Annotated in this window: 30 protein-coding genes; 20 read left to right on the forward strand and 10 right to left on the reverse strand. The window is 29.5% G+C overall.

Annotated features, from left to right (window positions below; translation table 11 throughout):
- The first annotated feature begins 60 nt into the window (after positions 1 to 60).
- The 4 genes from surE (at position 61) to AT682_RS01445 (ending at position 2,933) form a co-directional block, all read left to right on the forward strand.
- Complete coding sequence (gene surE, locus AT682_RS01430; protein ID WP_002883837.1) at positions 61 to 837, forward strand: 5'/3'-nucleotidase SurE; 777 nt, start codon at positions 61 to 63, stop codon at positions 835 to 837.
- On the forward strand, positions 827 to 1,486 hold the full coding sequence (locus AT682_RS01435) for a tRNA threonylcarbamoyladenosine dehydratase (RefSeq protein WP_079263900.1): 660 nt from the start codon (positions 827 to 829) through the stop codon (positions 1,484 to 1,486). The genes surE and AT682_RS01435 overlap by 11 nt, the downstream gene beginning before the upstream one ends.
- Positions 1,473 to 1,919, forward strand: a complete 447-nt coding sequence (locus tag AT682_RS01440; protein WP_032595398.1) for a GNAT family N-acetyltransferase — start codon at positions 1,473 to 1,475, stop codon at positions 1,917 to 1,919. Before AT682_RS01435 ends, AT682_RS01440 begins: the two co-directional genes overlap by 14 nt.
- Positions 1,920 to 2,276: 357 nt before the next feature.
- Positions 2,277 to 2,933, forward strand: coding sequence for a CPBP family intramembrane glutamic endopeptidase (locus AT682_RS01445; RefSeq protein WP_002883300.1), 657 nt, complete (start codon positions 2,277 to 2,279; stop codon positions 2,931 to 2,933).
- 11 nt (positions 2,934 to 2,944) lie between these two features.
- Here the strand turns inward: AT682_RS01445 and modC are convergent, their stop codons facing one another.
- The 7 genes from modC to bioF are packed head-to-tail and all read right to left on the reverse strand — an operon-like array spanning position 2,945 to position 8,112.
- Positions 2,945 to 3,817, reverse strand: coding sequence for a sulfate/molybdate ABC transporter ATP-binding protein (gene modC, locus AT682_RS01450; RefSeq protein WP_002883299.1), 873 nt, complete (start codon positions 3,815 to 3,817; stop codon positions 2,945 to 2,947).
- Entirely contained in the window at positions 3,814 to 4,488 is a 675-nt protein-coding gene (modB, locus tag AT682_RS01455) for a molybdate ABC transporter permease subunit (RefSeq protein WP_002883298.1), read from the reverse strand. Before modB ends, modC begins: the two co-directional genes overlap by 4 nt.
- Positions 4,481 to 4,882, reverse strand: coding sequence for a TOBE domain-containing protein (locus AT682_RS01460; protein WP_002883292.1), 402 nt, complete (start codon positions 4,880 to 4,882; stop codon positions 4,481 to 4,483). The genes modB and AT682_RS01460 overlap by 8 nt, the downstream gene beginning before the upstream one ends.
- On the reverse strand, positions 4,879 to 5,628 hold the full coding sequence (gene modA, locus AT682_RS01465; RefSeq protein ID WP_002883291.1) for a molybdate ABC transporter substrate-binding protein: 750 nt from the start codon (positions 5,626 to 5,628) through the stop codon (positions 4,879 to 4,881). The genes AT682_RS01460 and modA overlap by 4 nt, the downstream gene beginning before the upstream one ends.
- Positions 5,629 to 5,678: 50 nt before the next feature.
- The gene (gene bioC, locus AT682_RS01470; protein WP_002883289.1) at positions 5,679 to 6,365 is read right to left on the reverse strand and encodes a malonyl-ACP O-methyltransferase BioC; all 687 of its coding nucleotides are present in this window, start codon (positions 6,363 to 6,365) and stop codon (positions 5,679 to 5,681) included.
- Entirely contained in the window at positions 6,362 to 6,973 is a 612-nt protein-coding gene (locus tag AT682_RS01475; RefSeq protein ID WP_002883288.1) for a pimeloyl-ACP methyl esterase BioG family protein, read from the reverse strand. Before AT682_RS01475 ends, bioC begins: the two co-directional genes overlap by 4 nt.
- Positions 6,970 to 8,112: an aminotransferase class I/II-fold pyridoxal phosphate-dependent enzyme gene (gene bioF / locus AT682_RS01480; RefSeq protein WP_002883287.1), complete on the reverse strand. Its 1,143-nt coding sequence runs from the start codon at positions 8,110 to 8,112 to the stop codon at positions 6,970 to 6,972. Before bioF ends, AT682_RS01475 begins: the two co-directional genes overlap by 4 nt.
- A gap of 67 nt (positions 8,113 to 8,179) precedes the next feature.
- On the opposite strand from bioF, the gene bioA reads away from it, so the two are divergent.
- Positions 8,180 to 9,463, forward strand: coding sequence for an adenosylmethionine--8-amino-7-oxononanoate transaminase (bioA, locus tag AT682_RS01485; RefSeq protein ID WP_002883286.1), 1,284 nt, complete (start codon positions 8,180 to 8,182; stop codon positions 9,461 to 9,463).
- Here bioA and bioD read toward each other — a convergent pair.
- From bioD to AT682_RS01500, 3 genes are read right to left on the reverse strand one after another with little or no spacing between them, the layout of a single operon-like run.
- Positions 9,450 to 10,055, reverse strand: coding sequence for a dethiobiotin synthase (gene bioD / locus AT682_RS01490; protein ID WP_002883283.1), 606 nt, complete (start codon positions 10,053 to 10,055; stop codon positions 9,450 to 9,452). The two genes, bioA and bioD, sit on opposite strands and share 14 nt — an antisense overlap.
- 9 nt (positions 10,056 to 10,064) lie before the next feature.
- The gene (locus tag AT682_RS01495; protein WP_002794052.1) at positions 10,065 to 10,379 is read right to left on the reverse strand and encodes a DMT family transporter; all 315 of its coding nucleotides are present in this window, start codon (positions 10,377 to 10,379) and stop codon (positions 10,065 to 10,067) included.
- Positions 10,380 to 10,381: 2 nt separating this feature from the next.
- Positions 10,382 to 10,720, reverse strand: a complete 339-nt coding sequence (locus tag AT682_RS01500) for a DMT family transporter (protein ID WP_002857302.1) — start codon at positions 10,718 to 10,720, stop codon at positions 10,382 to 10,384.
- Positions 10,721 to 10,851: 131 nt separating this feature from the next.
- Here AT682_RS01500 and rplY point away from each other — a divergent pair, with 131 nt between their 5' ends.
- From rplY to xseA, 15 genes are all read left to right on the forward strand, one after another.
- Positions 10,852 to 11,388, forward strand: a complete 537-nt coding sequence (gene rplY / locus AT682_RS01505) for a 50S ribosomal protein L25/general stress protein Ctc (protein ID WP_002791314.1) — start codon at positions 10,852 to 10,854, stop codon at positions 11,386 to 11,388.
- Positions 11,385 to 11,930 (forward strand): aminoacyl-tRNA hydrolase, encoded by a 546-nt coding sequence (pth, locus tag AT682_RS01510; protein WP_002883282.1) that lies wholly within the window; start codon positions 11,385 to 11,387, stop codon positions 11,928 to 11,930. The genes rplY and pth overlap by 4 nt, the downstream gene beginning before the upstream one ends.
- Before the next feature lies 1 nt (position 11,931).
- Positions 11,932 to 12,990, forward strand: coding sequence for an LptF/LptG family permease (locus tag AT682_RS01515; RefSeq protein ID WP_002883281.1), 1,059 nt, complete (start codon positions 11,932 to 11,934; stop codon positions 12,988 to 12,990).
- A 43-nt stretch (positions 12,991 to 13,033) separates the two neighbouring features.
- Complete coding sequence (lysA, locus tag AT682_RS01520) at positions 13,034 to 14,242, forward strand: diaminopimelate decarboxylase (RefSeq protein WP_002883280.1); 1,209 nt, start codon at positions 13,034 to 13,036, stop codon at positions 14,240 to 14,242.
- Position 14,243: 1 nt separating this feature from the next.
- Positions 14,244 to 15,011, forward strand: a complete 768-nt coding sequence (locus AT682_RS01525) for an HAD-IIA family hydrolase (RefSeq protein WP_002883279.1) — start codon at positions 14,244 to 14,246, stop codon at positions 15,009 to 15,011.
- Positions 14,999 to 16,072: a prephenate dehydratase gene (gene pheA / locus AT682_RS01530; protein WP_002883276.1), complete on the forward strand. Its 1,074-nt coding sequence runs from the start codon at positions 14,999 to 15,001 to the stop codon at positions 16,070 to 16,072. Before AT682_RS01525 ends, pheA begins: the two co-directional genes overlap by 13 nt.
- On the forward strand, positions 16,062 to 17,156 hold the full coding sequence (gene hisC / locus AT682_RS01535; protein WP_002883275.1) for a histidinol-phosphate transaminase: 1,095 nt from the start codon (positions 16,062 to 16,064) through the stop codon (positions 17,154 to 17,156). Before pheA ends, hisC begins: the two co-directional genes overlap by 11 nt.
- A 51-nt stretch (positions 17,157 to 17,207) precedes the next feature.
- Positions 17,208 to 18,890 carry a flagellar basal-body MS-ring/collar protein FliF gene (gene fliF / locus AT682_RS01540; RefSeq protein WP_002854706.1) on the forward strand — a complete coding sequence of 561 codons (1,683 nt, stop codon included), beginning with the start codon at positions 17,208 to 17,210 and terminating at the stop codon, positions 18,888 to 18,890.
- On the forward strand, positions 18,890 to 19,918 hold the full coding sequence (gene fliG / locus AT682_RS01545) for a flagellar motor switch protein FliG (protein ID WP_002854670.1): 1,029 nt from the start codon (positions 18,890 to 18,892) through the stop codon (positions 19,916 to 19,918). The genes fliF and fliG overlap by 1 nt, the downstream gene beginning before the upstream one ends.
- Positions 19,919 to 19,925: 7 nt before the next feature.
- Positions 19,926 to 20,756: a flagellar assembly protein FliH gene (fliH, locus tag AT682_RS01550; RefSeq protein ID WP_002860310.1), complete on the forward strand. Its 831-nt coding sequence runs from the start codon at positions 19,926 to 19,928 to the stop codon at positions 20,754 to 20,756.
- The gene (gene dxs, locus AT682_RS01555; RefSeq protein WP_002883274.1) at positions 20,749 to 22,596 is read left to right on the forward strand and encodes a 1-deoxy-D-xylulose-5-phosphate synthase; all 1,848 of its coding nucleotides are present in this window, start codon (positions 20,749 to 20,751) and stop codon (positions 22,594 to 22,596) included. Before fliH ends, dxs begins: the two co-directional genes overlap by 8 nt.
- 85 nt (positions 22,597 to 22,681) lie before the next feature.
- Entirely contained in the window at positions 22,682 to 23,092 is a 411-nt protein-coding gene (gene perR / locus AT682_RS01560; RefSeq protein ID WP_004307040.1) for a peroxide-responsive transcriptional repressor PerR, read from the forward strand.
- 45 nt (positions 23,093 to 23,137) lie between these two features.
- Positions 23,138 to 24,334 carry a hypothetical protein gene (locus AT682_RS01565; RefSeq protein WP_004307037.1) on the forward strand — a complete coding sequence of 399 codons (1,197 nt, stop codon included), beginning with the start codon at positions 23,138 to 23,140 and terminating at the stop codon, positions 24,332 to 24,334.
- Positions 24,335 to 24,336: 2 nt separating this feature from the next.
- Positions 24,337 to 25,044, forward strand: a complete 708-nt coding sequence (gene ubiE, locus AT682_RS01570) for a bifunctional demethylmenaquinone methyltransferase/2-methoxy-6-polyprenyl-1,4-benzoquinol methylase UbiE (protein WP_002883319.1) — start codon at positions 24,337 to 24,339, stop codon at positions 25,042 to 25,044.
- Positions 25,041 to 26,204: an exodeoxyribonuclease VII large subunit gene (gene xseA, locus AT682_RS01575; protein ID WP_002883318.1), complete on the forward strand. Its 1,164-nt coding sequence runs from the start codon at positions 25,041 to 25,043 to the stop codon at positions 26,202 to 26,204. Before ubiE ends, xseA begins: the two co-directional genes overlap by 4 nt.
- Positions 26,205 to 26,210: the final 6 nt, after the last annotated feature.

A 26,210-nucleotide genomic window follows, 5' to 3' on the forward strand; every position in this document is an offset into this window, starting at 1 on the left:
TACTATGAAGCTTTAAAAAAATATGTTAAAATCCAAATTTTATCTTTTGTAAGGAAGACAATGAAAGAAATTCTTATTACTAATGACGATGGCTATGAAAGCGAAGGACTTAAAAAACTCATTAAGATGTTAAAAAAAGAATTTAAAGCCAAGATCACCATAGTAGCTCCCGCTAGTGAAAAATCAGCTTGTTCACACTCCATAACCCTAACCAAACCTTTGCGTTTTGTTAAAGTAGGAAAAAGATTTTACAAACTTGATGATGGCACGCCAGCAGATTGTGTTTATCTTGCACTTCACGCACTTTATAAAACACGCTTGCCCGATCTTGTAATCAGTGGAATAAACAAAGGAGCAAATGTAGGCGAAGATATTACCTATTCAGGAACTTGTGCAGGAGCTATGGAGGCGGTTTTACAAGGAATTCCTGCTATCGCTCTTTCTCAATTTTATAAAAAAAGCGAAAAAGAACTAGACTATAAAAATGCTTTAAAAATTACCAAAAAAATCATTCAAAATATTTTTGATAAAGGTTTTCCTTTGAAAAAAAAAGAATTTTTAAATATCAATTTTCCTGCAAAATCAAAAATCAAAGGTATTAAAATTTGTAAAGCAGGCAAAAGGGTTTATAATTTTAAAGCCCACTCAAATGTCAATCCACGAGGAGTTGAGTATTATTGGCTTGCAGCGGCGAATTTAGACTTTGAAGATGAGAAAAATAGCGATATTGCCTTACTTAAAAAAGGCTACGCTACAATAACCCCTATAATGCTGGATCTTACAGCTTATGAAAGAATGAAAAAAGTTAAAAAATGGTTAAAGGCAAATGATGAATGATAGATTTACACGTATAAAATGGCTAGTTGGAGAAGAAAAATTTCAAAAAATTTCACAAACAAAAGTTTTGGTTTGCGGACTTGGTGGAGTGGGTGGAATTTGCGTTGATGCGCTTTATCGTAGTGGTTTTAAAAACCTTACTTTAATCGATGCGGATAAATTTGAAATCACTAATCAAAATCGCCAAATTCATAGCGAAAATATAGGCGAAGAAAAGGCTAAAGTATTTGAAAGAATTTATAAGGCTAAAGGTATAGTCAGCAAAATCGATGAAGATTTTTTAAAAAATTTTGATTTAAGCGAGTTTGATCTTATCATAGATGCCATTGATGATATCCCTGCAAAAGTAGCTTTGGCTCATCTTATAGATTTTAAAAAACAAATTTTTATCTCTTCAACAGGTGGAGCTAGAAAGCTTGATCCAACACGCATTAAAACTACAAGTATTTTTAAAACTCACGGCGATGCTTTAGCGAAAAAATTTCGTTATGAGCTTAGAAAATCAGGCTTTAATGGAAATTTTGATGTAGTTTTTTCTGATGAAGAAGCACATTGTAAAGATTTAGGTTCTTTTATGGGTGTAACGGCTTCTTTTGGTTTAGCTTTGGCAAGTTTAGCAATGAGAAAAATACTCGATAAGAAGAGTTGAATTTCAAGATTTAATCCCTTGCATAAAACTTTTCAAAGAAAGTGTGAGTAAGCTTTGCGTTAAAGAATACACTCAAGATCAAATCGAAGCTTGGATTAAGATAGATAAGAAAAAATGGGAAGAAAAATTCATAAAAGATTTTATTTATATCTATGAAAAACAAGGAGAAATTGCAAGTTTTATAAGTTTAAAAGAAGATGAGAAAATGCTTGATTTGCTTTTTACTCACCCTAAATTTACAAGACTTGGTTTGGCTAAAGAGTTGCTTGATTTTGTGTTAAAAAAATACTCTTACAAAGAACTTTATGTTTTTGCTTCTTTAAGCGTAAAACCCTTCTTTTTAAAAAATGGCTTTGAGGTTATTAGAGAAAATGAAGTCTCAAAAGAAGGGCAAATTTTAAAAAACTTTTTAATGAGAAAAGGAAATTTATGAAAATTATCTTAATTTTATAAATTTTAGATTTTATTTTTTCAGGAAAAATTAAAAATATTAAAATAAGAGAAGGGTTGCTAGAAAATATCTAGCGATTAGTGGTTAAAATATTATAAAGAACTGTTTAGCGATAAAATGCAATAGTAACTTTAAAGAAAAATAGATATACTATAAAAAAAGGAGGTTTTTTGGATATATGTCTATAATAACTTATGTTTTTTTGGCACTTGCTTTAGTTTTTTTGTCTTTTAATAAAATTAAAATAGCTTATTTATTTTTATAATTAATGTATTTTTTGCTTATTATTTTAAGATAATTAATATCACTTTTATAGTAATTAATATTATTGCATTTGGGTTGGCTTTATATTATAGATATAAAAAATCACTTATTTTAGAATTGATATTATTTGTTTTTTGTATAGGTTTATTTTTACATTTTATACCAGGAATTAATAATATAAAAGTTTTAGATAAGGTTTATGCAAGTGAAAATAGTGCACCATTTACTTTATACTTTAATTTTGATAAACCTATAGGTGTATTTATATTGTTTTTGTTATTGCCTATGTTATTTACAAATAAAAATTATGTAAAAGCTTCATTGCTCAAATGGATTTTATTGATTTTAAGTCCTTTGATTTTATTATTTATACCTTGGTATTTCAATGTTTTAAAATTAGAATTTAGTTTACCTTGGTGGTTACCTTATTTCTTATTTTCTAATATTTTATTAGTAGTTTTGGTCGAAGAAGTATATTTTAGAGGTTATCTTCAGCAAAGACTTTCTCAAATTTTAAATCCAAATTCGGCTTTATTAATAGCAAGTATAGCCTTTGGATTAATTCATTATAGAAGTGGAGTTTTAATGATTGTTTTTGCAAGCTTAGCTGGAATTATATATGGATTGGCTTATAAATATAGTAAAAGTTTATGGATAAGTGTATTATTTCATTGTGGATTAAATTTAATCCATCTAATATTTTTTACTTATCCTTTTTATTTGAAATCATAATTAAGTATGTGTTATTTAAGAATTAAAGGATTAAAAGCTTTTACTGAAAGTATGAGAGTATCGCCTATTTTTATATCTTGATAAGCTTTTAGAAATTCCTCTTCACTAAGAGTGATTTTAATAATATCTTGATTTAAAAGCAAGGTTAAAACGACTAAAATATCACTTTTTTTAATTTCTAGCAAAGTTGTACTCAAACACAATTTTGCACTAATACTTGAATGAGTAAAAAATTCATTTTTAGGAAAATCCTTAATGATTTTTCCATTTTTAAGCTCTAAAATTCTATGACTTAACTTATAAATTTCAGCCAAATCATGACTTACCAATAAAGTACTTATCTTAAAATACTCTAAAATTTTAGCCAATTCATCTTGTAAATTGGCACGCATTTTAAAATCCAAAGCACTCAAAGGCTCATCTAAAAGCAAAATTTTTGGTTCCCTTGCTAAAGCTCTTGCTAAGGCTACTCTTTGTGCTTGTCCTCCGCTTAAATGTTTAGGATAAATTTTAGCCAAATTTTCAAGTCCCATTAAGGCTAAAAGCTCGCTAACCTTTGCCTTAGAACTAGTGGCATAGGCGATATTTTCTTTTACATTCATATTTGGAAAAAGTGCATAATCTTGAAAAACAAAACCAATTTTTCTTTTTTGCAAAGCTAAACTAAAATTTTTTGAAGAATCAAACCAAAGTTCATTATCTACTTCTATACGCCCAAATTCAGGTCTTATAAGTCCTGCTATGATTTTTAAAAGAGTGGTTTTTCCTGCTCCGCTTTCGCCAAAAAGTGCGGTAATTTTTCCTGATTCTATATCTTTTTTAAAATTTAAATCCAGCCTTCCTTTGGCGGTATTCATAGGATGATTGATATCAATTTTTATCATTGAAAACTCATTTTTTTATTGACAAAATAAAGACTAAAAAGCACTAAAAAAGAAAAAATAAACAATATAAAAGCATATTGATGTGCCAAGCTATAGTTTAAGATTTCAAGTTCATCATAAATAGCTATACTAGCTACTAAAGTTTCACCTTGTTTATGTCCTCCTATCATCATCACGACTCCAAATTCACCCACAGTATGAGCAAAACTCATCGCACAAGCACTAAAAATTCCTGCTTTAGAATTAGGTAAAATCACTCTAAAAAGAGTATAAATTTTACCTTTACCTAAACTATAAGAAGCATCGAGTAAATTTGGATTGATCGATGAAAAGGCACTTTGCAAAGGATTTACCATAAAAGGCAAAGAAAAAATCAAAGAAGCAAAAACAAGACCTTCAAAACTAAAAACCAAAGAAAGATTAAAATATTCTTTTAAAACTTGCCCTAAAAAACTATTAGCCGAAAAAGTTACAAGCAAATAAAATCCCAAAACACTAGGAGGTAAAATCAAAGGCAAAGAAATAAAGCTTTGAAGGATTGTTTTAAAAGGAAAACGCACAAAACTTAACAAATAAGCTAAAAAAACACCGATAAAAAAAAGGATAAAAGTCGTGATAAAAGCAAGTTTAAAAGTAAGATAAAGGGTTTGTAAAAAAGCTGGATCAAGCACTATGACTCCTTAATACAATATCATTTGCTTTTACAAAACAAAGCCATTCTTGATTTTCACAAATTTCAAGTTCTAAAGCTTTTTCTTTGGTGATAATACTAGAAAGTTCATTACCTTTAAAATCAAAAAATACCTGATACAAAAGTTCGCCTTTTTTAATTTTTGTAATTTTAGCTAAAAAAGAATTTTCAACACTTAAAAGAGTTTTACTTGTACTAAAACAAAGCTCATGCTCTTTAAAAAGAAGTTCTACACTCGCACCAATTTTTAAATTTTCTAAAGACTTTAATTCAAGCATTAAAATACTAAAAATCACTTCTTTAGAAAGTATTTTAACAATAACTATATCCTCTTGATTTAAAAGCTCACAAATTTGTCCTTTTATAAGGTTCATGGTGTGCTAAATCCGTATTTTTTAAAAATTTCTTTTGCTTTTGAAGAGCCAATAAATTCGCTAAATTCAAAGGCTAATTTTTTATCCTTAGCGTATTTTGTGATGACATAACTTTGCTCTAAAGGGCTAAAATACTTTGCATCAATTATAACAGCCTTACCCTTAGGATGATTGATAGAAGAAACTAAAGAATAAGCTACTATAGCTATATCTGCATTTTTACTATCCACATGTAAAACAGGCACTGAGATATTTTCGCCTAAAACGATTTTATCCTTAAAAAACTCATTTAAATCCAAATTTTCAAGCACTTCTTTAGCCGCTACTCCATAAGGAGCTACTTTAGGATTGGCTATGCTTAGATGCGTGATTTTACCTGCCTTTTCTTTTAAATTTTCAACGCCTCCTTGGAGTAAATTTTCATCCAAACTATACAAAGCCAAAACTCCTAAAACATAAACTTTTGGCTTTATTAAGGCATTTTTATCATCATAAATAGCCTTAGCATATTTAGTATCTGCTGAAAAAAAGAGATCAAATTCTCTTCCTTGTTTTAAAAGCTCATAATATTTTCCAGAAGCACCAAAAACCAATTCTATTTTATCTTCTGGATGTGTTTTCAAAAACTCATCTTTAACTTCACTCATTGCCTTTGAAGCTGAAGAAGCTACAAAAATGCTTAAATTTTGTGCATTTAGATGTAAGGTAAAAAACAAAATTCCAAAAAATACTATAAACTTTTTCATTTAGTTTTCCTTGTGTAAAAATTTAATTTTTGGATTATAACACAAAAAATTCATTTTATATCATTTTTGCATAAAATAAATACAGGATGATAAGTGAGTTTGTTTTGAAATTTTTCTTCAAATTCTTTTAAAAAGCTTTTATTTAAAGGATAAAAACCTAAAGAATTTACCCCGCTTAATTTTAAATGCCTAAAAACATCTAAAGCATTATCAAAACTTAATTTTATGAGTTCTTGGGTAATTTTTACCTCATTAAAATAGATTTTAAAAATTTGCTCTAATTCATTTAAGCTAAAATAATTTAAACCAAAACCTGTACTTTGCTTGATTTCTTTTAAATTTTGTTCTGCAAAAGTAGAAAGAAGTAAAATCCCATTTTGATTTAGCATATCCCTAAGACTTGGTAAAATGCGTTTTAAATCAAGCCATTGCAAAGTTGCATTTGAAACGATAAGATCAAATTTCTCTTTACTTAAATCTTGTTTTGCAATTTCATTCATATCAAAAATTAAAATATTAGAATTTTCTTTAAAATCTAAAATATCGTTTTTTAAATACTCATCAAAAGTAATGAAATTTTGAAGTTTTTTGCTAAATTCACCCCTACCACAACCAAATTCAAACACTTTTTCAAAATGTGAAATTTTTAAATCTTTTAAAATTTCACAAAGTTTTAAACCCATGAAATCTTGCACTTTTGCATGTTTTTCATAATCTTTTGCTTTTAAAAAATTCAAAGCTCATCCCAAGTTTTAAAATGAAAAAAAGCAAAATGCGGTTCATCTAAAAAAATCAAATTTTTAAAACTATTTTTCAAGGCATTTGGCGGAAAAATTTCATCTTCTTTACTTGAATAAACCTTATCCCAAAGCAAATTTTCTTCTTGTTTTGTTAAAGCAAAGTCAAAAAGTTTTTCAAGCTCTATTTTTAAAGCTTTTTCATCTTTAAAAATAAAATCTTTAGTTAAATTTTTGCGTTCTTTAAATAAAGCTTCTTTGAAATTTTCTAATTTGAAATTTCGCAAGGTTTTTCTAAAAATTGCAGGATGAATTCCTTTTAATTTATCTATGCCAAAATTTGTGCCATTTATGGCTATTTTTTGTTTAAAATTAAGCTCTTTTAAAAGTTTATTTGCTACGCAAACTCCCATAGAAAAAGCGATTAAAAAAAGCTCATCAAAAGCTTTGAAATCAAAATTTAAATCAAAATTTTCATAATCATAAAATAAAATCACATTTTTATCGCTTTTTAAATGCGAAAAATGGCTAGGATGTGAAGCAAACCCTCCAAATACCACTATAAGTTTTTTTGAATCAGGATTTTTGCATAAAAATTCATATTTCATAAAAGCTCTATTATCCTTTCAAGTTCCTCTGTATTAAGTCCTGCGTGCAAAGAAAAACGAATTCTGGCTGTATTTTTTGGCACGGTAGGTTCTTTAATCGCAGGAGCAAAAAATCCAGCTTTTTGAAGTTTTTGTGAAATTTCTAAGGCTTTTTTATTTTCACCTAAAAGCAAGCAAATAATATAAGCATCGCCTAAAACGATGTGATTTTTTTCTTGCAATTTACTTTTAAAAAAAGCGCTTAAAAGCTCTAATTTTTCTCTTTCTTTCTTAAAATAAGGCATTTTTTTAAAAATAAATTGCGTCCAAGCTACATTAATAGGTGGCAAGGCTGTAGAATAAATAAAAGCTCTAGCTTTGTTGATGAAAAATTTTTTATATTTTTCCTCGCATATTATACAAGCACCCATGGAAGCAAAGGCTTTTCCAAAGGTAAAAACCAAAAAATCCACTTCATTTTCTAAGGCTAGTTTTTTAACAAGCCCCAAACCCTCTTCATCAAAACAACCCACGCTGTGTGCTTCATCTATATAAAGCTTGATTTTATCATAACGCCTTTTAAGCTCACACAAAGTTTTAAAATCGCTAAAATCTCCATCCATACTAAACAAAGCTTCGCTTAAAACGATGATATTTTCATAATTTTCATAATGTTTTTGGATTAAACTCTCTAAATGATTCATATTTTTATGATGAAAACGAAAAAAATTAGCTCCGCCAAGTCTTAAGCCATCAATCATACTTGCATGAATAAATTTATCGGCTAAAAAAAGCGTCCTAGAAACGCTAGAAAGTGCTGCTATACAAGAGATATTTAGATGATAACCACTATTAAAATGTAAAATTTCCTTATCTTTAAATTTAGTCTTTAAAAAACTTTCTAATTCTTCATAAATTTCAAAATTTCCACTCAAACTTCTTGAACTCGAACTTGAAAAAAACAAATCTTGTTCTTTTAGGGTGTTTAAAAACTCAGCTTTTAACCCTTTAGAAGACGCCAAATAAAGATAATCATTTCCTGCTAAATTTAAAAGTTTTTGATCTTGCTTATAAACAAATTTATTTTCATGTTTTAAAGGCGTTAGAGTTCTTAGATTGTGATTTTGCTCTAGATCTTGCAAAATTTTTTCAAGATTCATTTTTTTCCTGTAAATTTAAAAATTTAAAGTATTATTTTGCCAAAATATTTTTAAAAAAGAAGTTATAATGCAAAATCAAATCTTAAAAAATCTCGATTTAAAACACATTTGGCACCCTTGCACACAAATGAAAGATTACGAAACTCTACCTTTAATCCCTATAAAAAAAGCAAAAGGCATATGGCTTTATGATTTTGATGATAAAGCCTATATGGATTGCGTGAGTTCTTGGTGGGTAAATCTTTTTGGTCATTGTAATGAAAAAATTGCAAATGCCATCAAAAAACAAGTTGATGAGCTTGAGCATGTGATTTTAGCAGGTTTTACACATGAGCCTATCATCAAGCTTTCTACGAGACTTTGTGAAAAAGTAGGGCGTGATTTTAATAAATGTTTTTATGCAGATAATGGCTCAAGTGCCATTGAAGTAGCACTTAAGATGAGTTTTCATTATCATTTAAATAAAGGTTTGAAAAAAAATAAATTTTTATCTTTAAGCAATTCCTATCATGGCGAAACCTTAGGGGCTTTAAGTGTGGGCGATGTTGCACTTTATAAAGATACTTACAAAGCCTTGCTTTTAGAGTGTTTAAGCACTCCTGTGCCACAAGGTAAAGACTATACTAAAGAGCTTGAAATTTTAAAAGATATTTTAGAAAAACACTCGAGTGAAATTTGCGCTTTTATACTTGAACCTTTAGTGCAATGTGCGGGAAATATGCACATGTATGAAGCTAGCTTTATCGATGAAGCGATCAAGCTTTGTCATGCTTTTAATGTGCAAGTGATTTTTGATGAAATTGCAGTGGGTTTTGGACGCACAGGAACTTTGTTTGCTTTACATCAATGCAAACAAAGCCCCGATTTTATCTGTCTTTCAAAGGGAATTACAGGAGGATTTATACCCCTTTCTGTAGTGCTTACAAAGGATGAAATTTATAATGCCTTTTATGCACCCTATAGTGAACAAAAAGCCTTTTTACACTCTCATAGTTATACAGGAAACACTCTAGCTTGTGCAGCAGCTAATGCGGTTTTAGATATCTTTGAAAATGAAAATATTTTAGAAAAAAATCAAATTTTAAGTACCTTTATCCAGCAAGAATTTTCCAAACTTAAAAAATTTGATTTTTTAGGAAATTTTAGAACTTGTGGAATGATCAGTGCTTTTGATATTTTAAGCCATAAACACGAACGCGTGGGACTTTTTGTATTTCAAAAAGCCTTAGAAAAAGGCTTGCTATTAAGACCTTTAGCAAATACTATATATTTTATGCCTCCTTACATCATCACAAAAGAACAAATCATTTATGTAGTAGAGAGTTTAGAGCAGATTTTTAAGGAATTTTAAGCTGTAAAATTTCTTGTATTTGCTCTTTAAAATCTTGATTTAAAATGCTATTTTCATCAAAAAAATTAAGATTAATTATAGGAATTTTTGCATAATTTTTTATAAAATCATCTTGTAAGATATCTTTTTTACCCATCATCACAAGGGCTAAAATATTGATATTTCTTTGCTTTAAAGCTTCCATGCTAAGTAAAATATGATTAATGCTTCCAAGATAGTATTTTGCTACTAAAATCGTAGGGCGTTTAAAAATATTCATAAAATCAATCATAGTATAATTTTCATCCATAGGAGAAAAAAGCCCACCCGCAAGCTCAATAAGTAGGTTCTCACTTTTTGGTAAAATGATATCTAAGGCTTTATAATCAAGTTTTTCTTTGATTTTTCCAAGATGAGGAGAAGCTGGAGTTTGCAAAAAAACACCCTCTTTAAAAACCTTTGTTTTTGGACTAAATTTTGCAATAAACTCGCTATCTGTTGGAATTCCTGCTTGAATGAGTTTAAAATAATCATAGTTAAAATTCGCACAAAAAGCTGCACTAAAATGTGTTTTTCCTACATCAGTATGTATTCCACTCACATAAATTTGCACAAAAAATCCTTAAGAAAGAAATTTTAAACCTACTGTACAAGCAATAATCACAGCGATTAAAAAAAGTTTCAGAAAACTTTTACTTTCTTTATAAAAAAGTACTCCTATCATTACCCCACCAGCAGTTCCAGCTCCTGTCCATATAGCATAAGCAACACTCATAGCGATATTTTGCATACTTAAACTTAAAAAAGTAAAAGAAAATCCAAAACACACTATCAAAGCCAAAAGGTAAAGCTTATTTTTAGTGCTTACAAGTTCTTTCATGATCACCACGCCAAAAATTTCACAAGCAGTAGCTAAAAACAAATAAAACCATTCCATATTTAAGCTTCCTTGCTTATCCATTTAAGGGCTATAATGCTTAAAAGTAAAATCACTATAAGCACAAGTTTAATTATAGAAACAGCCTCGTTAAAAATAAACATTTCATTTAAAACCACCCCAATAGTGCCAATGCCTACAAAAACACTATAAGTAATACTTACTTCAAGTCTTTCACAAGCTTTTAAAAAGCAAGTAAAAGAAATACAAACCCCAATGGCTGTTAAAATATAGTGCCAAATTTCTGTAGAATACTTAAGTCCACTGACCCAAAAACATTCTATAATCCCGCCTAAGATTATTAAAAACCAAGCTATATTGATATTGAATTTTTCATTCACATGAAGCCTTAAATTAACATAATTTGTAAAACAAATTATATCTTAAAGAAATTAAAAGAAGCTATAAATTTACTTTTCCATAAGCCAAAATTAGATATAATCAAAGCTCATTTTTTAAGAAAGGATAAAAGATGTTAGAAGGTATCGTTAGAGAGAGTATCGGTAGAAAAGCTGCTAAAGCTTTAAAAAGAGATGGTTATCTAATCGCAAACATCTATGGAAAAGGATTAGAAAACATCAATGCCGCTTTTAAAGTAAATGAGTTTATTAAGGAAGTTCGTAAAAAAACTACTTTAATTTTTGATGTAAAAGTAGGTTCTCAAACTTTAAGCGTTGTAGTTGTGGATTATCAAAAAGATCCTGTAACTGCAGAACTTAAACATGTGGATTTAAAAGTTGCACAAAAAGGTGTGATTTCTAAATACATGGTTCCAGTTAAAATCACAGGAACAGCTATAGGTCTTAAAAATAAAGGTGTTTTAATCCAATCAAAAAGAAGATTAAAAGTAAAATGTGCAGCTGAAAATTTACCAAATTTCTTCGAACTTGATGTAAGTAAACTTGATGTGGGTGATGCTTTACTTGTTCGTGATATTGTAGTTCCTGCGGGAGTAACTATGATTGATGCTGATAGAGTAGCGGTTGTAGGTGTAGAAAAAGCTAGATGATTTTAGTCGTAGGGCTTGGCAATATAGGCGTAGAGTATGAAAATACCCGTCATAATGTCGGTTTTATGCTAATTGACTTGCTTTTAAAAGAAAGCAATTTTACAAATCTTACAAACTCTAAATTTAAAGGAGAACTTTTTAAAATAGGTTCTTCTTTACTTCTTCTTAAACCTAGCACTTATATGAATAATTCAGGACTTAGTGTAAAAGCAGTGAATGATTTTTATAAATGCGAAAGAATGATAGTTATCCATGATGATATAGATATAAATTTAGGAGCCTTGCGCTTTAAAAAAGGCGGTTCAAGTGGTGGACATAATGGGCTTAAAAGCATAGATACTTTATGTGGAAATGATTATGAAAGAGTGCGTATAGGAGTGGGAAAGGGTGAAAATGTGATTTCCCATGTTTTAGGTAAATTTAAACCCGAAGAAGAAATAACCTTAAGCAAAGTTTTAGAGCATACAAAAAAAGCTTTGCTTGAGCTTATTGAAAATGATGATTTGTCTGCTATATCATCTAAATACGGCCTAAAGGCTTAAGATGTGGATATTTTTTCGTTTTATTTCAGGGATTTATTTAAAAAATTTTTTTATTATATTTTTTTCTTTACTTGGTTTTTATTGCGGTATTGATTTGCTCTTAAATTTTAAAGATCTACCAAAAGCCGCAAATCTTGATTTGCTTTATATTATGTTTTTATCTTTCTCGGCAGTACCTTATGTATTACCCATTTCTTTGATTTTTGCCTTGGTAGTTTCTTTGATTTCCATGATCAGAGCAAATGAATTTGTAAGTCTTTATGCGTTAGGACTGAGCAGAAATTATGTTATTTTATTTCCTTTTTTATGGGCTTTATTTTTTTGTTGTATTTATATAGGATTGAATTTTACTTCTTTTGCTTATGCAAATGATTATAAGAGAAATATTTTAAAAAATGGTACTATTATGAATCAAAGTGGAGAAGTATTTTTGAAATTTAACAATAATTTTGTTTATATTTCAAAGATAAACAATGGACAAAATAGTGCTCAAAATATAAAAATTTTTAATATTAATGATTTAAATTTAAGCTCTTTTGTAAGTGCTAAAAATGCCCATTTTGAAGGTGAAAGTTGGATTTTGCGAGATGGCAATATTACATTATTACCTAAAAATTATGAACTTGCTAATGATGGTTTAAAGATACAAGATTTCTCCGAGCTTAAATCACTTGAGGGTTTTAAACCAAAGATTATAGAAGGGGTTGCTAGTAATAGTGATTATTCAATATCTGACGCACTTGAAAGTTTTGAGCTTTTTAAGGCACAAAATGTCAATACAGATGCTCTTAAAATCAATCTTTATAAATTTGTTTTTACTCCTTTTTTTGCACCATTTTTAATGCTTATTATGTATTATTTTTTTCCTGTAATAGCAAGATTTTTTAATCTTGCTATTGTAACTTTTATAGCTTTTGTAGTGACTTTGATGATTTGGGGAGTCTTGTTTTTGCTTACTAGATTAAGCGAAAATAGTGTGATTGCAAGTGAAATTGGCATTGTAGTGCCTATTATAATTTTGGGTTGTTTAAGTGCTTATATGTATTATAAGCATCGATAAATTAAGCTTTGTGTAGTAAAATTATAAAAATTAAAGGTTAAATATGGATTATAAACAATTAAAGCAAGAATTTAATACTCCTTTTTATATTTACAATTTTGATTTCATAAAAGAGTGTTTTTTAAATCTCAAAGAGGCTTTTAAGGCTAGAAAATCTCAAATTTTTTACGCTGTAAAAGCCAATTCAAATTTAAGTTTGTTGCAAATGCTTGCAAATTTAGATAGTGGATTTGATTGTGTAAGTATAGGCGAGGTAAAGCGTGCCTTAAAAGCAGGAGCAAAAGCTTATAAGATTATTTTTAGTGGAGTAGGAAAAACCAAAGAAGAGTTAAGACAAGCTTTAGAATATGATATTTTATATATTAACCTTGAAAGCGAAGCTGAAATGATGCTTTTAGAAAGTGTGGCTAAAGAACTTAATCTAAAGGCAAGAATCAGTATTCGTGTTAATCCAAATGTTGATGCAAAAACTCATCCTTATATTTCTACAGGATTAAATGAAAATAAATTTGGTGTTGAAATTGATATAGCAAGAAAAATGTATCTTTATGCAAAAAATTCATCTTTTTTAGAGCCTGTTGGAGTACATTTTCATATAGGTTCGCAACTTTTAGATATTTCTCCTATTCATGAAGCAGCAGCCATTGTCGCAAAACTTGTAAGAGAGTTAAAAGCCTTGCAAATCGATCTTAAATTTTTTGATATAGGCGGTGGTTTGGGTGTGGCTTATGAAAAAGATGAGTGCGAACCTGATCTTTATAATTATGCACAAGGTATATTAGCACAACTTCATGGGCTTGATTTAACCGTAGGAATGGAGCCTGGAAGGTATTTAGTTGCTAAAAGTGGAGAATTTGTTTGTTCAGTGCTTTATGAAAAACAAAATAAAACCAAGCGTTTTGTTGTAGTAGATGGAGCGATGAATGATCTTATACGTCCAAGTTTATACGAGGCTTATCATGAAATAATCTTACCTTATAATCAAGCCCAAGAGAGTTTATGTGATGTTGTAGGTGGAATTTGTGAGAGTGGAGACTTTTTTGCTAAAGCAAGGTCTTTACCTAGCACTCAAAGTGGCGATATAATGGTTATTAAAAATACTGGAGCTTATGGTTTTAGCATGAGCAGTAATTACAACACTCGTAATAAAGTTTGCGAATTAGCTCTTGAAGAAGGACAGGTAAGATTGATCCGTCAAAGAGAAAATTTTGAAGATCAAATCGTTTTAGAAGAGAAATTTTTAAAGGCTTAAAATGTTTTTTTTAGATGTTCAAGGGACTTTAATTTCTGATCATGACAAGAGTTTAATCCATGGTGCTAAAGAATTGATCGATTTTTTAAATGCAAAAAATCTTCCTTATCTTATCATTACTAACAATACAAAAAAACTTGATTTTTTAGAAAAATTACAGCAAAAAGGATTGGTTATAAAAGAAAATGCTTATATTGATCCTTTTAGCGTTTTAAAACATATTTTAAGACCTTGTAAAGTTGCGGCTTTTGGTGCAGATGAGTTTGTAAAAAGTCTTGAAAATCTTGGTTTTGAACTCGATTTTGTAAATCCTAGTGCTGTACTTGTAGCTAGTTATGATGATTTTAAATTTAAAGATTTTGCTAGTATGATAGAATTGGCTAGAAGAGAAGTTAGATTTATAGCTATGCACGAAACTAGTATTTATAAAAAAGAAGGTAGGCCTTATCCTGGTGTAGGTAGCATTATGGCTATGCTTAAAAATGCTATTGATTTTGAATACGAGGTTGTGGGTAAGCCTAGCATTGCTTTTTATAAAGAAGCTTTAAATTTGATAAGAAAACAAAATTCAAAAATCGATTTTGAAGATATTAAAATCATTAGTGATGATTTTAGAGGAGACTTGCTTAAGGCAAAAGAACTTGGCATGAAAACCTTGCTGGTTTTAAGCGGAAAGATAAGCGACACAAAAGGGCTTGATACGGATTTGCTTGATGGAGTTTATCCTAGTGTTTTTGAGTTTTTAAAGGAGCTAAAATGCCAAATTTAGAAGAATTTAGAAATAAAATCGATACGGTTGATGATAAAATTTTAGAACTTTTAAATGAAAGAATGACTTATGTTAAAAGTATAGGTGAGCTTAAACAAAGCAGTGGGGGAGCTATTTATCGTCCTGAACGTGAAAGAGCCATTATCAATCGTTTAAAAAATGCAAATTTAGGACTTTTAGATCAAAATGCCATAGAGGCAATCTATCAAGAAATTTTTGCGGTTTCAAGAAATTTAGAAATGCCTCAAATTATAGCTTATTTAGGGCCTGAGGGAACTTATACTTATCAAGCAGCAAGAAGTCGTTTTGGTGCGATGAGTCGTTATATAGCCTTGGCTAATATCGAAGATGTTTTTAAAGAGTTAAGCAACAAAGAAGCAAAATACGGTGTTGTACCTATAGAAAATAATACCGAAGGTGCAGTAGGTATTACTTTAGATTGTCTAGGTAAGTATAATGAGCTTAAAATTTTTGGTGAAATTTATATGGATATTCATCATTCTTTTGTGGGGATTAATGAAAATTTAAAAGAAATCAAACGCATTTATTCGCATCCGCAAGGTTATAATCAATGTCGTAAATTTTTAGAAAGTCATGAACTTAGTGCTATAGAATTTGTTCCTTCAAAATCTACAGCTAATGCGGCTTATTTAGCTTCACAAGATAAATATGCGGCAGCAATTTGCTCTAAAATAGCGGCTAAGCTTTATAATGTGCCTGTACTTTTTGATAAAATAGAAGATAATGCAGCCAATAAAACAAGATTTTTAATTTTAAGTGATATTAAAAATCCTAAAATGCCAAATTGTAAAACTTCTATTTTAGCACACACAGCACATAGACCTGGTGGGCTTAGTTTTTTATTAGAGCAGTTTAAAAAAGAAAATATTAATCTTACTAAGCTTGAATCTCGTCCTGTAAAATCAAAAGAATTTTTACACAGTTTTTACATAGATTTTGAAGGGCATATTGATGATGAAAATGTAAAAAAAGCTTTAAAAGATATACAAGAGATTGTTTGGCTTGGATCTTATTTATCAGGAGAAAAAGATGAAATTTAATGAATTTTTAAATCATTTAAGCAATTATGAACCCGGAAAAGATATAGAAGTTATTGCCAAAGAATATGGCGTTAAAGAAGTGATAAAATTAGCAAGCAATGAAAATCCTTTTGGTACGCCGCCAAAAGCCATAGAGTGTTTAAGACAAAATGCAAACAAAGCTCATCTTTACCCTGATGATAGTATGATAGAACTTAAAAGCACATTGGCTCAAAAATACAAAGTTCAAAATGAAAATATTATCATTGGTGCAGGTAGTGATCAAGTGATTGAATTTGCTATACATGCTAAGTTAAATTCTAAAAATGCTTTTTTACAAGCTGGAGTTACCTTTGCTATGTATGAAATTTATGCCAAACAATGCAGTGCAAAGTGTTATAAAACTCAAAGCATTACTCATAATTTAGATGAGTTTAAAAAACTTTATGAAACGCACAAAGATGAAATTAAACTTATTTTCTTATGCTTACCAAATAATCCTTTAGGCGAGTGTTTGGATGCAAGTGAAGTGACCAAGTTTATTAAAGGTGTGGAGGAGGATTGTTTAGTTGTGATTGATGCAGCTTATAATGAATTTGCAAGTTTTAAAGATAGTAAAAAACATTTAAAACCTTGCGAATTGATTAAAGAATTTAACAATGTACTTTATTTAGGAACTTTTTCTAAACTTTATGGATTAGGAGGCTTACGCATTGGTTATGGTATAGCTAATGCTAATATTATTAGTGCATTTTACAAGCTTCGTGCGCCTTTTAATGTGAGCAATCTTGCTTTAAAAGCAGCAATTGCAGCAATAAATGATGATGAATTTACTAAAAAAACTTTAGAGAATAATTTTTCTCAAATGCAGCTTTATAAAGAATTTGCTAAAAAATATGGTATTAAAATCATTGATAGTTATACAAATTTCATCACTTATTTTTTTGATGAAAAAAATAGTACAGATTTGTCTGAAAAATTGCTTAAAAAGGGTATAATAATAAGAAATTTAAAAAGCTATGGTTTAAATGCTATACGCATTACTATAGGAACATCTTATGAAAATAAAAAATTTTTTACAGAATTTGATAAGATTTTAAGATAGATAAATCAAATAAAAATATGTAAAATTCGCTAAACTAAGGGATGAGAATTAATGGATTTTAAAAATATGCTTCATCAAATTGGGCAACTTTATCAAAATTTAACTCGCAAGCAGCGTATAGTGATTGCTGCATCTATTGTAGTAGTGGTTGGGTTTTTGGTTTTTTTAGCTTTATTTCGTGGAAGTGGTAGTAATGCAAATAATGGATATGCAGTTTTAGTTGAAAATGTAAGCCCAAGTTCTTCTGCTGCAATTGTAGCTAAACTTGAACAAAATAATATTCCCTATAAATTAGAAAGTGAAAATAAAATTTTAGTTCCACAAGATCAGGTTTATCGTCAAAGAATGTTTATTGCAAGTGAAGGTCTTATAAAAGATAGTCGCGTGGGTTTTGAAGCTTTTGATACTCAAGCTTTTGGAGCTACAAATGAAGAGCAAAAGGTAAAATACCAAAGAGCCATAGAAGGCGAACTTGCAAGAACTATTGAGACTTTAGAACCTATTCGTAGCGCTGTTGTACACATAGCATTTCCTAAAGATAGTGTTTTTACTGAAAGGCAAATTCCGCCTACAGCTTCAGTTGTTGTTAATGTTCGCGAAGGCTTAAAGCTTACTAGAAAACAAATTGATGGTATAAAAAATATTGTTTCAGCGGCAGTTCCAAAACTTACTAAAGAAAATGTTAAGATTAGTGATCAAAGTGGTGTGCCTTTAGATGAGCAAGAAGCATATGAAGATGACTTGGTTCGTGCGCAAATTAAATTTAAAAGTGATCAAGAAAAAGCTTTAGAAGATAAGATTATAGAAAATTTAGCTCCTTTTGCAGGTGGTATGGATAAAGTAAAAGTGAGTGTAAATATAGATTTTGATTTTTCCAAGCAAGAATCTCAAAGTGAAATTTATGATCCAAATCCTATAGTGCGTAGTGAGCAAACTTTAAACGAGGAAAGAACAGGTAGAAAAGATCCAGAAATTCAGGGTGTTCCAGGTGCTGTTTCTAATATAGGTCCTGTTGAAGGACTTGACAATAAAGGTCAAATTGACACTTATAAAAAAAATCAAGTTACTACAAATAATGAACTTTCTAAAACTATCACAAATACAAAAAAACAATTTGCAACAGTTTTACGCACTTCAGCAGCTGTCACTATAGATGGAAAATATCAAGATGTGGTTGATGAAAATGGGGATGTGAAAAGCGAATATGTTCCATTGACTAAAGAAGAGCTTGCAAGTGTTGAGAGTATAGTTAAAAATACTATTAATTTTAGCGCTACTAGAGGTGATAGTGTTGTAGTGCAAAATTTACCATTTCATCGTGAGTCGATTAGAGTTGAGAGTAAAGTTAAAACTTTTTACAATCGTTTTGTTGAGCCATTTATTCCACCAGTTAAGTATTTTATTGCAGCGATTTTACTTTTTATTTTTTACAAAAAAGTTATTGCTCCATTTACTCAAAAAATGCTTGAAGATGTCGCAGCGCAAGAAGAAATGCAGCAAGATCCAAATGCTGTTTTAGATGATGCTGAAGATGCTTTGGAGAAATTTAATGCAGCAAGGAAAAAAGTTGAAGAACAACTTGGTTTTGGGGATAATTTTAATGAAGATTCTATTCAATATGAGGTTTTACTTGAAAAATTGCGTGGTTTAGTAAGTGATAAAGGCGAGGAAATTGCAGCACTTTTACAAAACTTAATTCAAAATGATAGTGAATTTGGCGAAAAGGATATGTGATGATAAAGCTAAGTGAAGAACAAAAAATGGTCTACGATGATTTATCGATGCCTGAGAAGGTAGCGATATTTCTTATACAACTTGGCGAAGATGCAACAACTTCTGTGTTTTCACATATGGAAATTGATGTAATTACAGAAATTTCACGTTATATTGCTATGGCTAAAAATGTTGATAGATCGGTAGCTACTGCAGTTTTAGAAGAATTTTACACTCTGCTTCAATCAAATCAATATATTAAAAGTGGTGGTTTGGAATATGCTAAAGAAATACTTTTTCGTACTTTTGGGCCAGAGATTGCAAATAAAATTCTTGAAAAACTCACTAAAAGTATGGAGAATAATCAAAATTTTGCTTATTTGGCGCAAATTAAACCACAGCAACTTGCAGACTTTATTACCAAAGAGCACCCACAAACCATCGCTCTTATTTTGGCACACATGGATTCTATTCATGCGGCAGAAACTTTAGAGTATTTTAGTGATGAATTAAGGGCTGAGGTGGTTATAAGAATGGCAAATCTTGGCGATATTTCTCCAAGTATTATTAAAAGAGTTTCTGCAGTGCTAGAAAGCAAGCTTGAAAGTCTTACCTCTTATAAGGTTGAAGTGGGCGGTCCAAGAGCGGTAGCAGAAGTGCTTAATCGTTTGGGTCAAAAAGCAAGCAAATCAACCATTACTTATATTGAACAAAGTGATGAACGCTTAGCAGAGACTATTAAAGAGCTTATGTTTACTTTCGATGATATACAAAAACTTAGCACTCAAGCTATAAGAGAAATTTTAAAAGTAGCCGATAAGCGTGATTTAATGATAGGTTTAAAAGGTGCAAGTGAAGAGTTAAAGCAAAAATTCTTAGCCAATATGTCTACGCGTGCAAGCGAAGCTTTTCTTGAAGAAATGGGTTTTTTGGGTGCTGTGCGTGTTAAAGATGTTGAAGATGCACAAAGAAAGGTTGTTGAAGTGGTGCAAAAACTTGCAGAACAAGGTCTTGTTCAAACAGGCGATGCGGATGAAATGATAGAGTAGGTGAGAGATGGTTAATCGTAGCAATGTAATTTCTGGTGGGGCTTCTGATCAGCATGTTGTTGAAGGATATCGTTTTAAAGTTATTTCAGAATTTGATAATCATACAGGTGAAAAAAAACATACTCAAACTCCAGATGAAGAAAATGCTAATATATCTTTAAATGACGAAAAACCAGTCGAAGAAAATCAAGCCATTGCCCCTACGCAAGCTATTATGGAAACTCAAATTCCAACATTTCAACCAAGCTTTGTTGAAGATTTGCTTAAAAAAACAGATGAAATGTCAAGCAATATTATTAAACTTCAAATGCAAATAGAAAGCCAAGAGAATGAATTTAATAACCGCTTAAATTCAGAACTTGAAAATGCTAAAGAAAAATTTGCCAAAGAAGGTTATGAGAAAGCAAAAGAAGAATTTCAAAAGGAATTGAGTGATTTTAAAGATAAGTATTTAAAAAGTATAGCCAAACTCGATAATGCTTGCGAAAATCTTGAAAATTTCATAGAAAAAAATGAGAAAGAATTAGCAGATACTGCTATAGATATCGCTAAAGAAGTAATCTTAAAAGAACTTGAACTAAATTCAAGTAAGATAGCTTATGCTTTGGCTAAAGATTTAATCGGCGAGCTTAAGGGTGCTAGTGCAATTGAGCTTAAGGTTAATGCAGAGGATTATGAGTATTTAAAAGAGCAATTTGATCAGAATGCTCACATTAAAATAAGTCTTGATGATGCAATTAGCAAAGGAAGTGTTGTTATTATAAGTGACGCAGGTAATATAGAATCCAATCTTAACTCTCGTCTAACTAAAATTAAAAAAATGGTGAATAATGAGTAAAAAATTTGCCCATACTCAAGAAGAGTTAGAAAAGCTAAGTTTAAAAGAATTAGAAAATTTAGCAGCATCTATGCGTGAAAAAATCATACAAGTTGTGAGTAAAAATGGTGGGCATTTAAGTTCAAATTTGGGTGCTGTAGAACTTAGTATAGCAATGCATTTGGTTTTTGATGTAAAAAAAGATCCTTTTATTTTTGATGTGTCGCATCAGTCTTATACACACAAGCTTTTAAGCGGAAAAGAAGAAATATTTGATACTTTAAGACAAATCAATGGTTTAAGTGGTTATACAAAACCTAGCGAGGGAGATTATTTTGTAGCAGGGCATTCTAGCACCTCTATTTCTTTGGCAGTAGGTGCTTGTAAGGCCATTGCTTTAAAGGGTGAAAAACGCATTCCTGTTGCTTTGATTGGAGATGGTGCTTTAAGTGCGGGTATGGTCTATGAGGCTTTAAATGAATTGGGTGATTCTAAATTTCCTTGCGTAATACTTTTAAATGATAATGAAATGAGTATTTCAAAACCAATTGGAGCAATTTCAAAGTATCTTTCTCAGGCTATGGCAACGCAGTTTTATCAAAGTTTTAAAAAGCGTATTGCTAAAATGTTGGATATATTGCCTGATAGTGCTACTTATATGGCTAAGCGTTTTGAAGAGAGTTTTAAACTTATTACTCCTGGGCTTTTGTTTGAAGAATTAGGGCTTGAATATATAGGGCCTATTGATGGACATAATTTAGGTGAAATTATTTCTGCATTAAAACAAGCAAAAGCTATGCAAAAGCCTTGTGTGATACATGCTCAAACCATAAAGGGTAAAGGCTATGCTTTAGCTGAAGGAAAACATGCTAAATGGCACGGGGTGGGAGCCTTTGATATAGATAGTGGAGAGAGTGTTAAAAAAAGTGATACTAAAAAATCTGCTACTGAAATTTTTTCTAAGAATTTGCTTGATTTAGCCTCAAAATATGAAAATATTGTTGGGGTTACGGCGGCTATGCCAAGTGGAACAGGTCTTGATAAGCTTATAGAAAAATATCCAAATCGTTTTTGGGATGTGGCTATTGCAGAACAGCATGCAGTAACTTCTATGGCCGCTATGGCAAAAGAAGGATTTAAACCTTTTATTGCAATATATAGCACCTTTTTGCAGCGTGCTTATGATCAAGTGATCCATGATTGTGCGATTATGAATTTAAATGTGGTTTTTGCTATGGATAGAGCAGGGATAGTAGGCGAAGATGGGGAGACGCATCAAGGTGTTTTTGATCTTAGTTTTTTAGCTCCTTTGCCAAATTTCACTCTTTTAGCTCCAAGAGATGAACAAATGATGCAAAATATAATGGAGTATGCTTATTTACATCAAGGACCTATTGCTTTTCGTTATCCTAGAGGGAGTTTTATTTTGGATAAAGAATTTAATCCTTGTGAGATAAAACTTGGTAAGGCACAATGGCTTGTAAAAAATAATAGTGAAATTGCTTTTTTAGGTTATGGACAAGGTGTGGCAAAAGCGTGGCAAGTCTTAAGAGCCTTGCAAGAAATGAATAATAATGCTAATTTGATTGATTTAATTTTTGCTAAACCTTTAGATGAAGAGCTTTTGTGTGAGCTTGCTAAAAAAAGTAAAATTTGGTTTATTTTTAGTGAAAATGTTAAAATTGGTGGTATAGAAAGTTTAATTAATAATTTTTTACAAAAATATGATTTGCATGTAAAAGTTGTTAGCTTTGAATATGAAGACAAATTTATTGAACATGGAAAAACAAGTGAGGTGGAAAAAAATCTAGAAAAAGATGTCAATAGTTTGTTGATGAAAGTTTTAAAATTTTATCATTAAATAATAAAAAATATTATTTGATATAAACTTCTTTTAATAAAAATTTTATTATTATTTTTACTTAAAAAAGCAAGGAATAAATAAAATGGAATTACTACAAATGCTTAAAAAACATGAGTTAAAAGCTACTCCGCAAAGACTATGTGTTTTAAAAATTTTAAAAAGACATGAGCATCCTAATATTGATGAATTATATACAGAAATTAAAAAAGAATACCCTTCAATCTCTTTAGCGACGGTTTATAAAAATCTTAATACTTTACAAGAACAAGGTTTAGTTGTTGAAATCAATGTTTTAAATCAAAAAACTTGTTACGATATCTATGAAGAAGAACATATTCATGTTGTTTGCACCAAATGTGGTGGTATAGAGGATTTAAGTTTTAAAGATGCTAAGCTTTATGAATATCAAGAGCATTTAGAAAAAAAGATAAGCAATCTCGTCAATCATCTGTCTGTTTGTGCTTATGTTGATAGTTGCAAAAAGTGTCATTAAGCAAAATAAGGTTAAAATAACCCATATATTTTAAGGGTTATTTTAATGGTTTATGAAATTCAAAAAAACTTTTTACTATCTGATTGCACTCTTTTAGAGAATTTAAAAAAAGATAATATACCTTTTCGAAATTCTAAATTTGAAACTTTTTATACTCAAATAACTTCAAATCATAGTGTTAAATTTCAAAGTTTTTGCAATGAATTTTATAAAATTACAAAATTTAATAATTCAATTTTAGAACAGAATCAAGAAGAGAAAATTTCTAAAAAAAAATTTGAAAAAGCTCGAAAAAAGATTATAGGAAAGAGTATTAAAAAAGAACGCTTCGAATTTAAATTTTGCTCTTTAAAAAGTTATATTGATATTTATGAAGAGCCTAAAATTTGTATTTTAAAAATATTTTTTCCAACTTTGGATAGTTCCAATGAATTTAAAATTCCTAAAGATTTTAAAATTCAAAAAGAATTACATCATGATTTAAATTCTAAACATATCGTTTTATATGGTTTTGAATATCAAAATTTTGATATAGAGAAATGTTTTAAAATTATAGAAAAAAATCAGAATTTTAGCTTGGATTTTCCAAATTATATTAATGCTTATGATGGATTTAGAATTTTTTTATTTTATTTATTTAAAAAATTAAAATTTTATTGGACTTTATCTTTAGAGAGAAAAGATAAGCAAAGTTTATGCGAATTTTTATTTTATTCAAGAAGCTTGTATATAGTTTTATCAAGTATGAATACTATTTTAGATAAAAATTTGAGTAATATTTTGGCTTTAAAGTTTAAAGATATAACGAAAAAAACTCAAGATATTTTAGCAAGTGAAAATTCAAATCAAGATTTATTGCTATTTTTAAGCGATGAAAAAATCCAAGATTTGTTTAATGATTTTGATTTTTTCATAAAGGAAAATTCTTTTTATGAAGGCGATTGCAAAGATAGGTTTTTTAAACAACTTGTTGCGTTAGAACTTAGAAAAAAAATTATTTTATTTAGAAAAAATATACTAAAAAATTTTAACTTAGAGCTTTTTGAAAATAGTTTTTTTGAATTGGCAATGTTTTTAGAATATTTTTATCGTTTTTTAGAGATAAAAAATTTAAACAAACTTTATGAAAAATATTGCAAAGATAGGGATAAAAATATTTTTTCCAAAATAATCAATAATAAAAATAAATTTTGCAAATTGCTTAAAAAATCAAGTAAAAATTTGAAAATTTACAAAGGATAAAAATGCAAAAACAAGAAAAAATTATAGAAATGTTTAATCAAATTGCACCTACTTATGATAAGGCGAATAGAATTTTAAGCTTTGGAGCTGATGTAGCGTGGCGCAAAAAAGCTTGTCAAAGAGTGATGAGTTTGTATTTAAAAAAAGATTTAAAAATCGCTGATATTGCCTGTGGCACAGGGGATATGATAGAGATTTGGCAAGAGAGTGCTTTAAAAATGGAAAAAAATATTTTAAATATTAAAGGTGTTGATCCAAGTAGCGGCATGCTAAATGTTGCAAAAGAAAAATTTCCAAATGTTGAATTTATAGAAGCAGGGGCACAAAATTTACCTTTAGAAAGTCAAAGTTTAGATATTTTAAGTATTAGTTATGGCATTCGCAATGTTGTAGAAAGACAAAAAGCCTTAGGCGAATTTGCTAGAGTACTTCAAAAAGATGGTATTTTGGTAGTTTTGGAATTTACAAAAAGAGAAAAGGGTGGATTTATAGCAGCTTGTAGAGATTTTTATCTTAAAAATATTTTACCAAGTATAGGTGGGATAATCAGTAAAAATAAAAGTGCTTATGAGTATTTGCCAAATTCTATTGAAGGATTTTTAAGTAAGGAAGAGTTTATTTTAGAGCTTAAAAATGCTGGTTTTAAAATGCTTGATTATAAAAGTTTTAGCTTTGGCGTGAGTTCAATGTTTATAGCAAAAAAACTATGACACCAACAGAATTAAATCTTAAAGCAAAGGCTTTATTAGAAACACATTTTGATGATATAGTTTTAAGTGGAGAAATTTCAAAAATTACTTTGCATGGTTCAGGGCATTGGTATTTTGATTTAAAAGATGAAAGATCAAGCATTGCTTGTGCTATGTTTAAAGGAGCTAATTTAAAAGTCGGATTTAAACCCGCAGTGGGGGATTTTTTAGAGCTTTGTGGAAGTGTGAGTTTATATCCTGAAAGTGGTCGTTATCAATTTATCGCTACTAGTATGAAAAAAGCAGGTTTTGGGGATTTGGAAGCACAGTTTTTGGCTTTAAAAGAGCGTTTGCAAAAAGAAGGACTTTTTGATCCACGCTTTAAAAAATCTTTGCCAAAATTTCCTAAAAAAGTAGGCATTATCACTTCAAAAACTTCTGCTGTTTTGCAAGATATGTTAAAACTTATTCATCAAAAAGAATATTTTTTGGCAAAAATTTATATTTTTGATGCTTTAACTCAAGGAAATAATGCTCCTTTTTCTCTTATACAAGCTTTAAAAAAAGCCGATGATATGGATTTAGATGTTCTTATTATAGCACGTGGTGGAGGAAGCAGGGAAGATCTTTTTTGTTTTAGTGATGAAAATTTAGCAAGAGAGATTTTTAAAGCAAAAACTCCTATCATTTCAGCCATAGGACATGAGATTGATTATGTTATTAGTGATTTTGTTGCAGATTTTAGAGCTCCAACGCCCTCAGCTGCTATAGATACTTTGTTTTATTCTAAGTTAGATATAGAACAAAGTTTAGATTTAATGGAAGAAAAATTAATGCAACTTTGGAATCATAAAATACAAAATTATGAAAATTTGCTTTTAAATTTAAGCAAATTTTTCAAATTTAATTCTTTGCCAAAAATAATAGATGAAAAAATAAAACAAAGCCATAATATAGAAAAGCAATTAAATCATTTACTGGCAAATCAAATGCGTTATAATGAATTAAAATTAGATAAATTGCAAAATGCTTATTTGCAACATGAGAATTTTTTTAATAAAAGCAAAAAGTTTATTTGTATCAGAAAAAATGGTAAAATAGCAAATTTAGAAGATCTTAAGAGTGATGATATCGTTATTTTAAGTTCTCAAACTTCTCAAAAAGAAGCAAAAATTTTATAAGGATAG

It is taken from the genome of Campylobacter jejuni, assembly GCF_001457695.1.
GTDB lineage: Bacteria > Campylobacterota > Campylobacteria > Campylobacterales > Campylobacteraceae > Campylobacter_D > Campylobacter_D jejuni.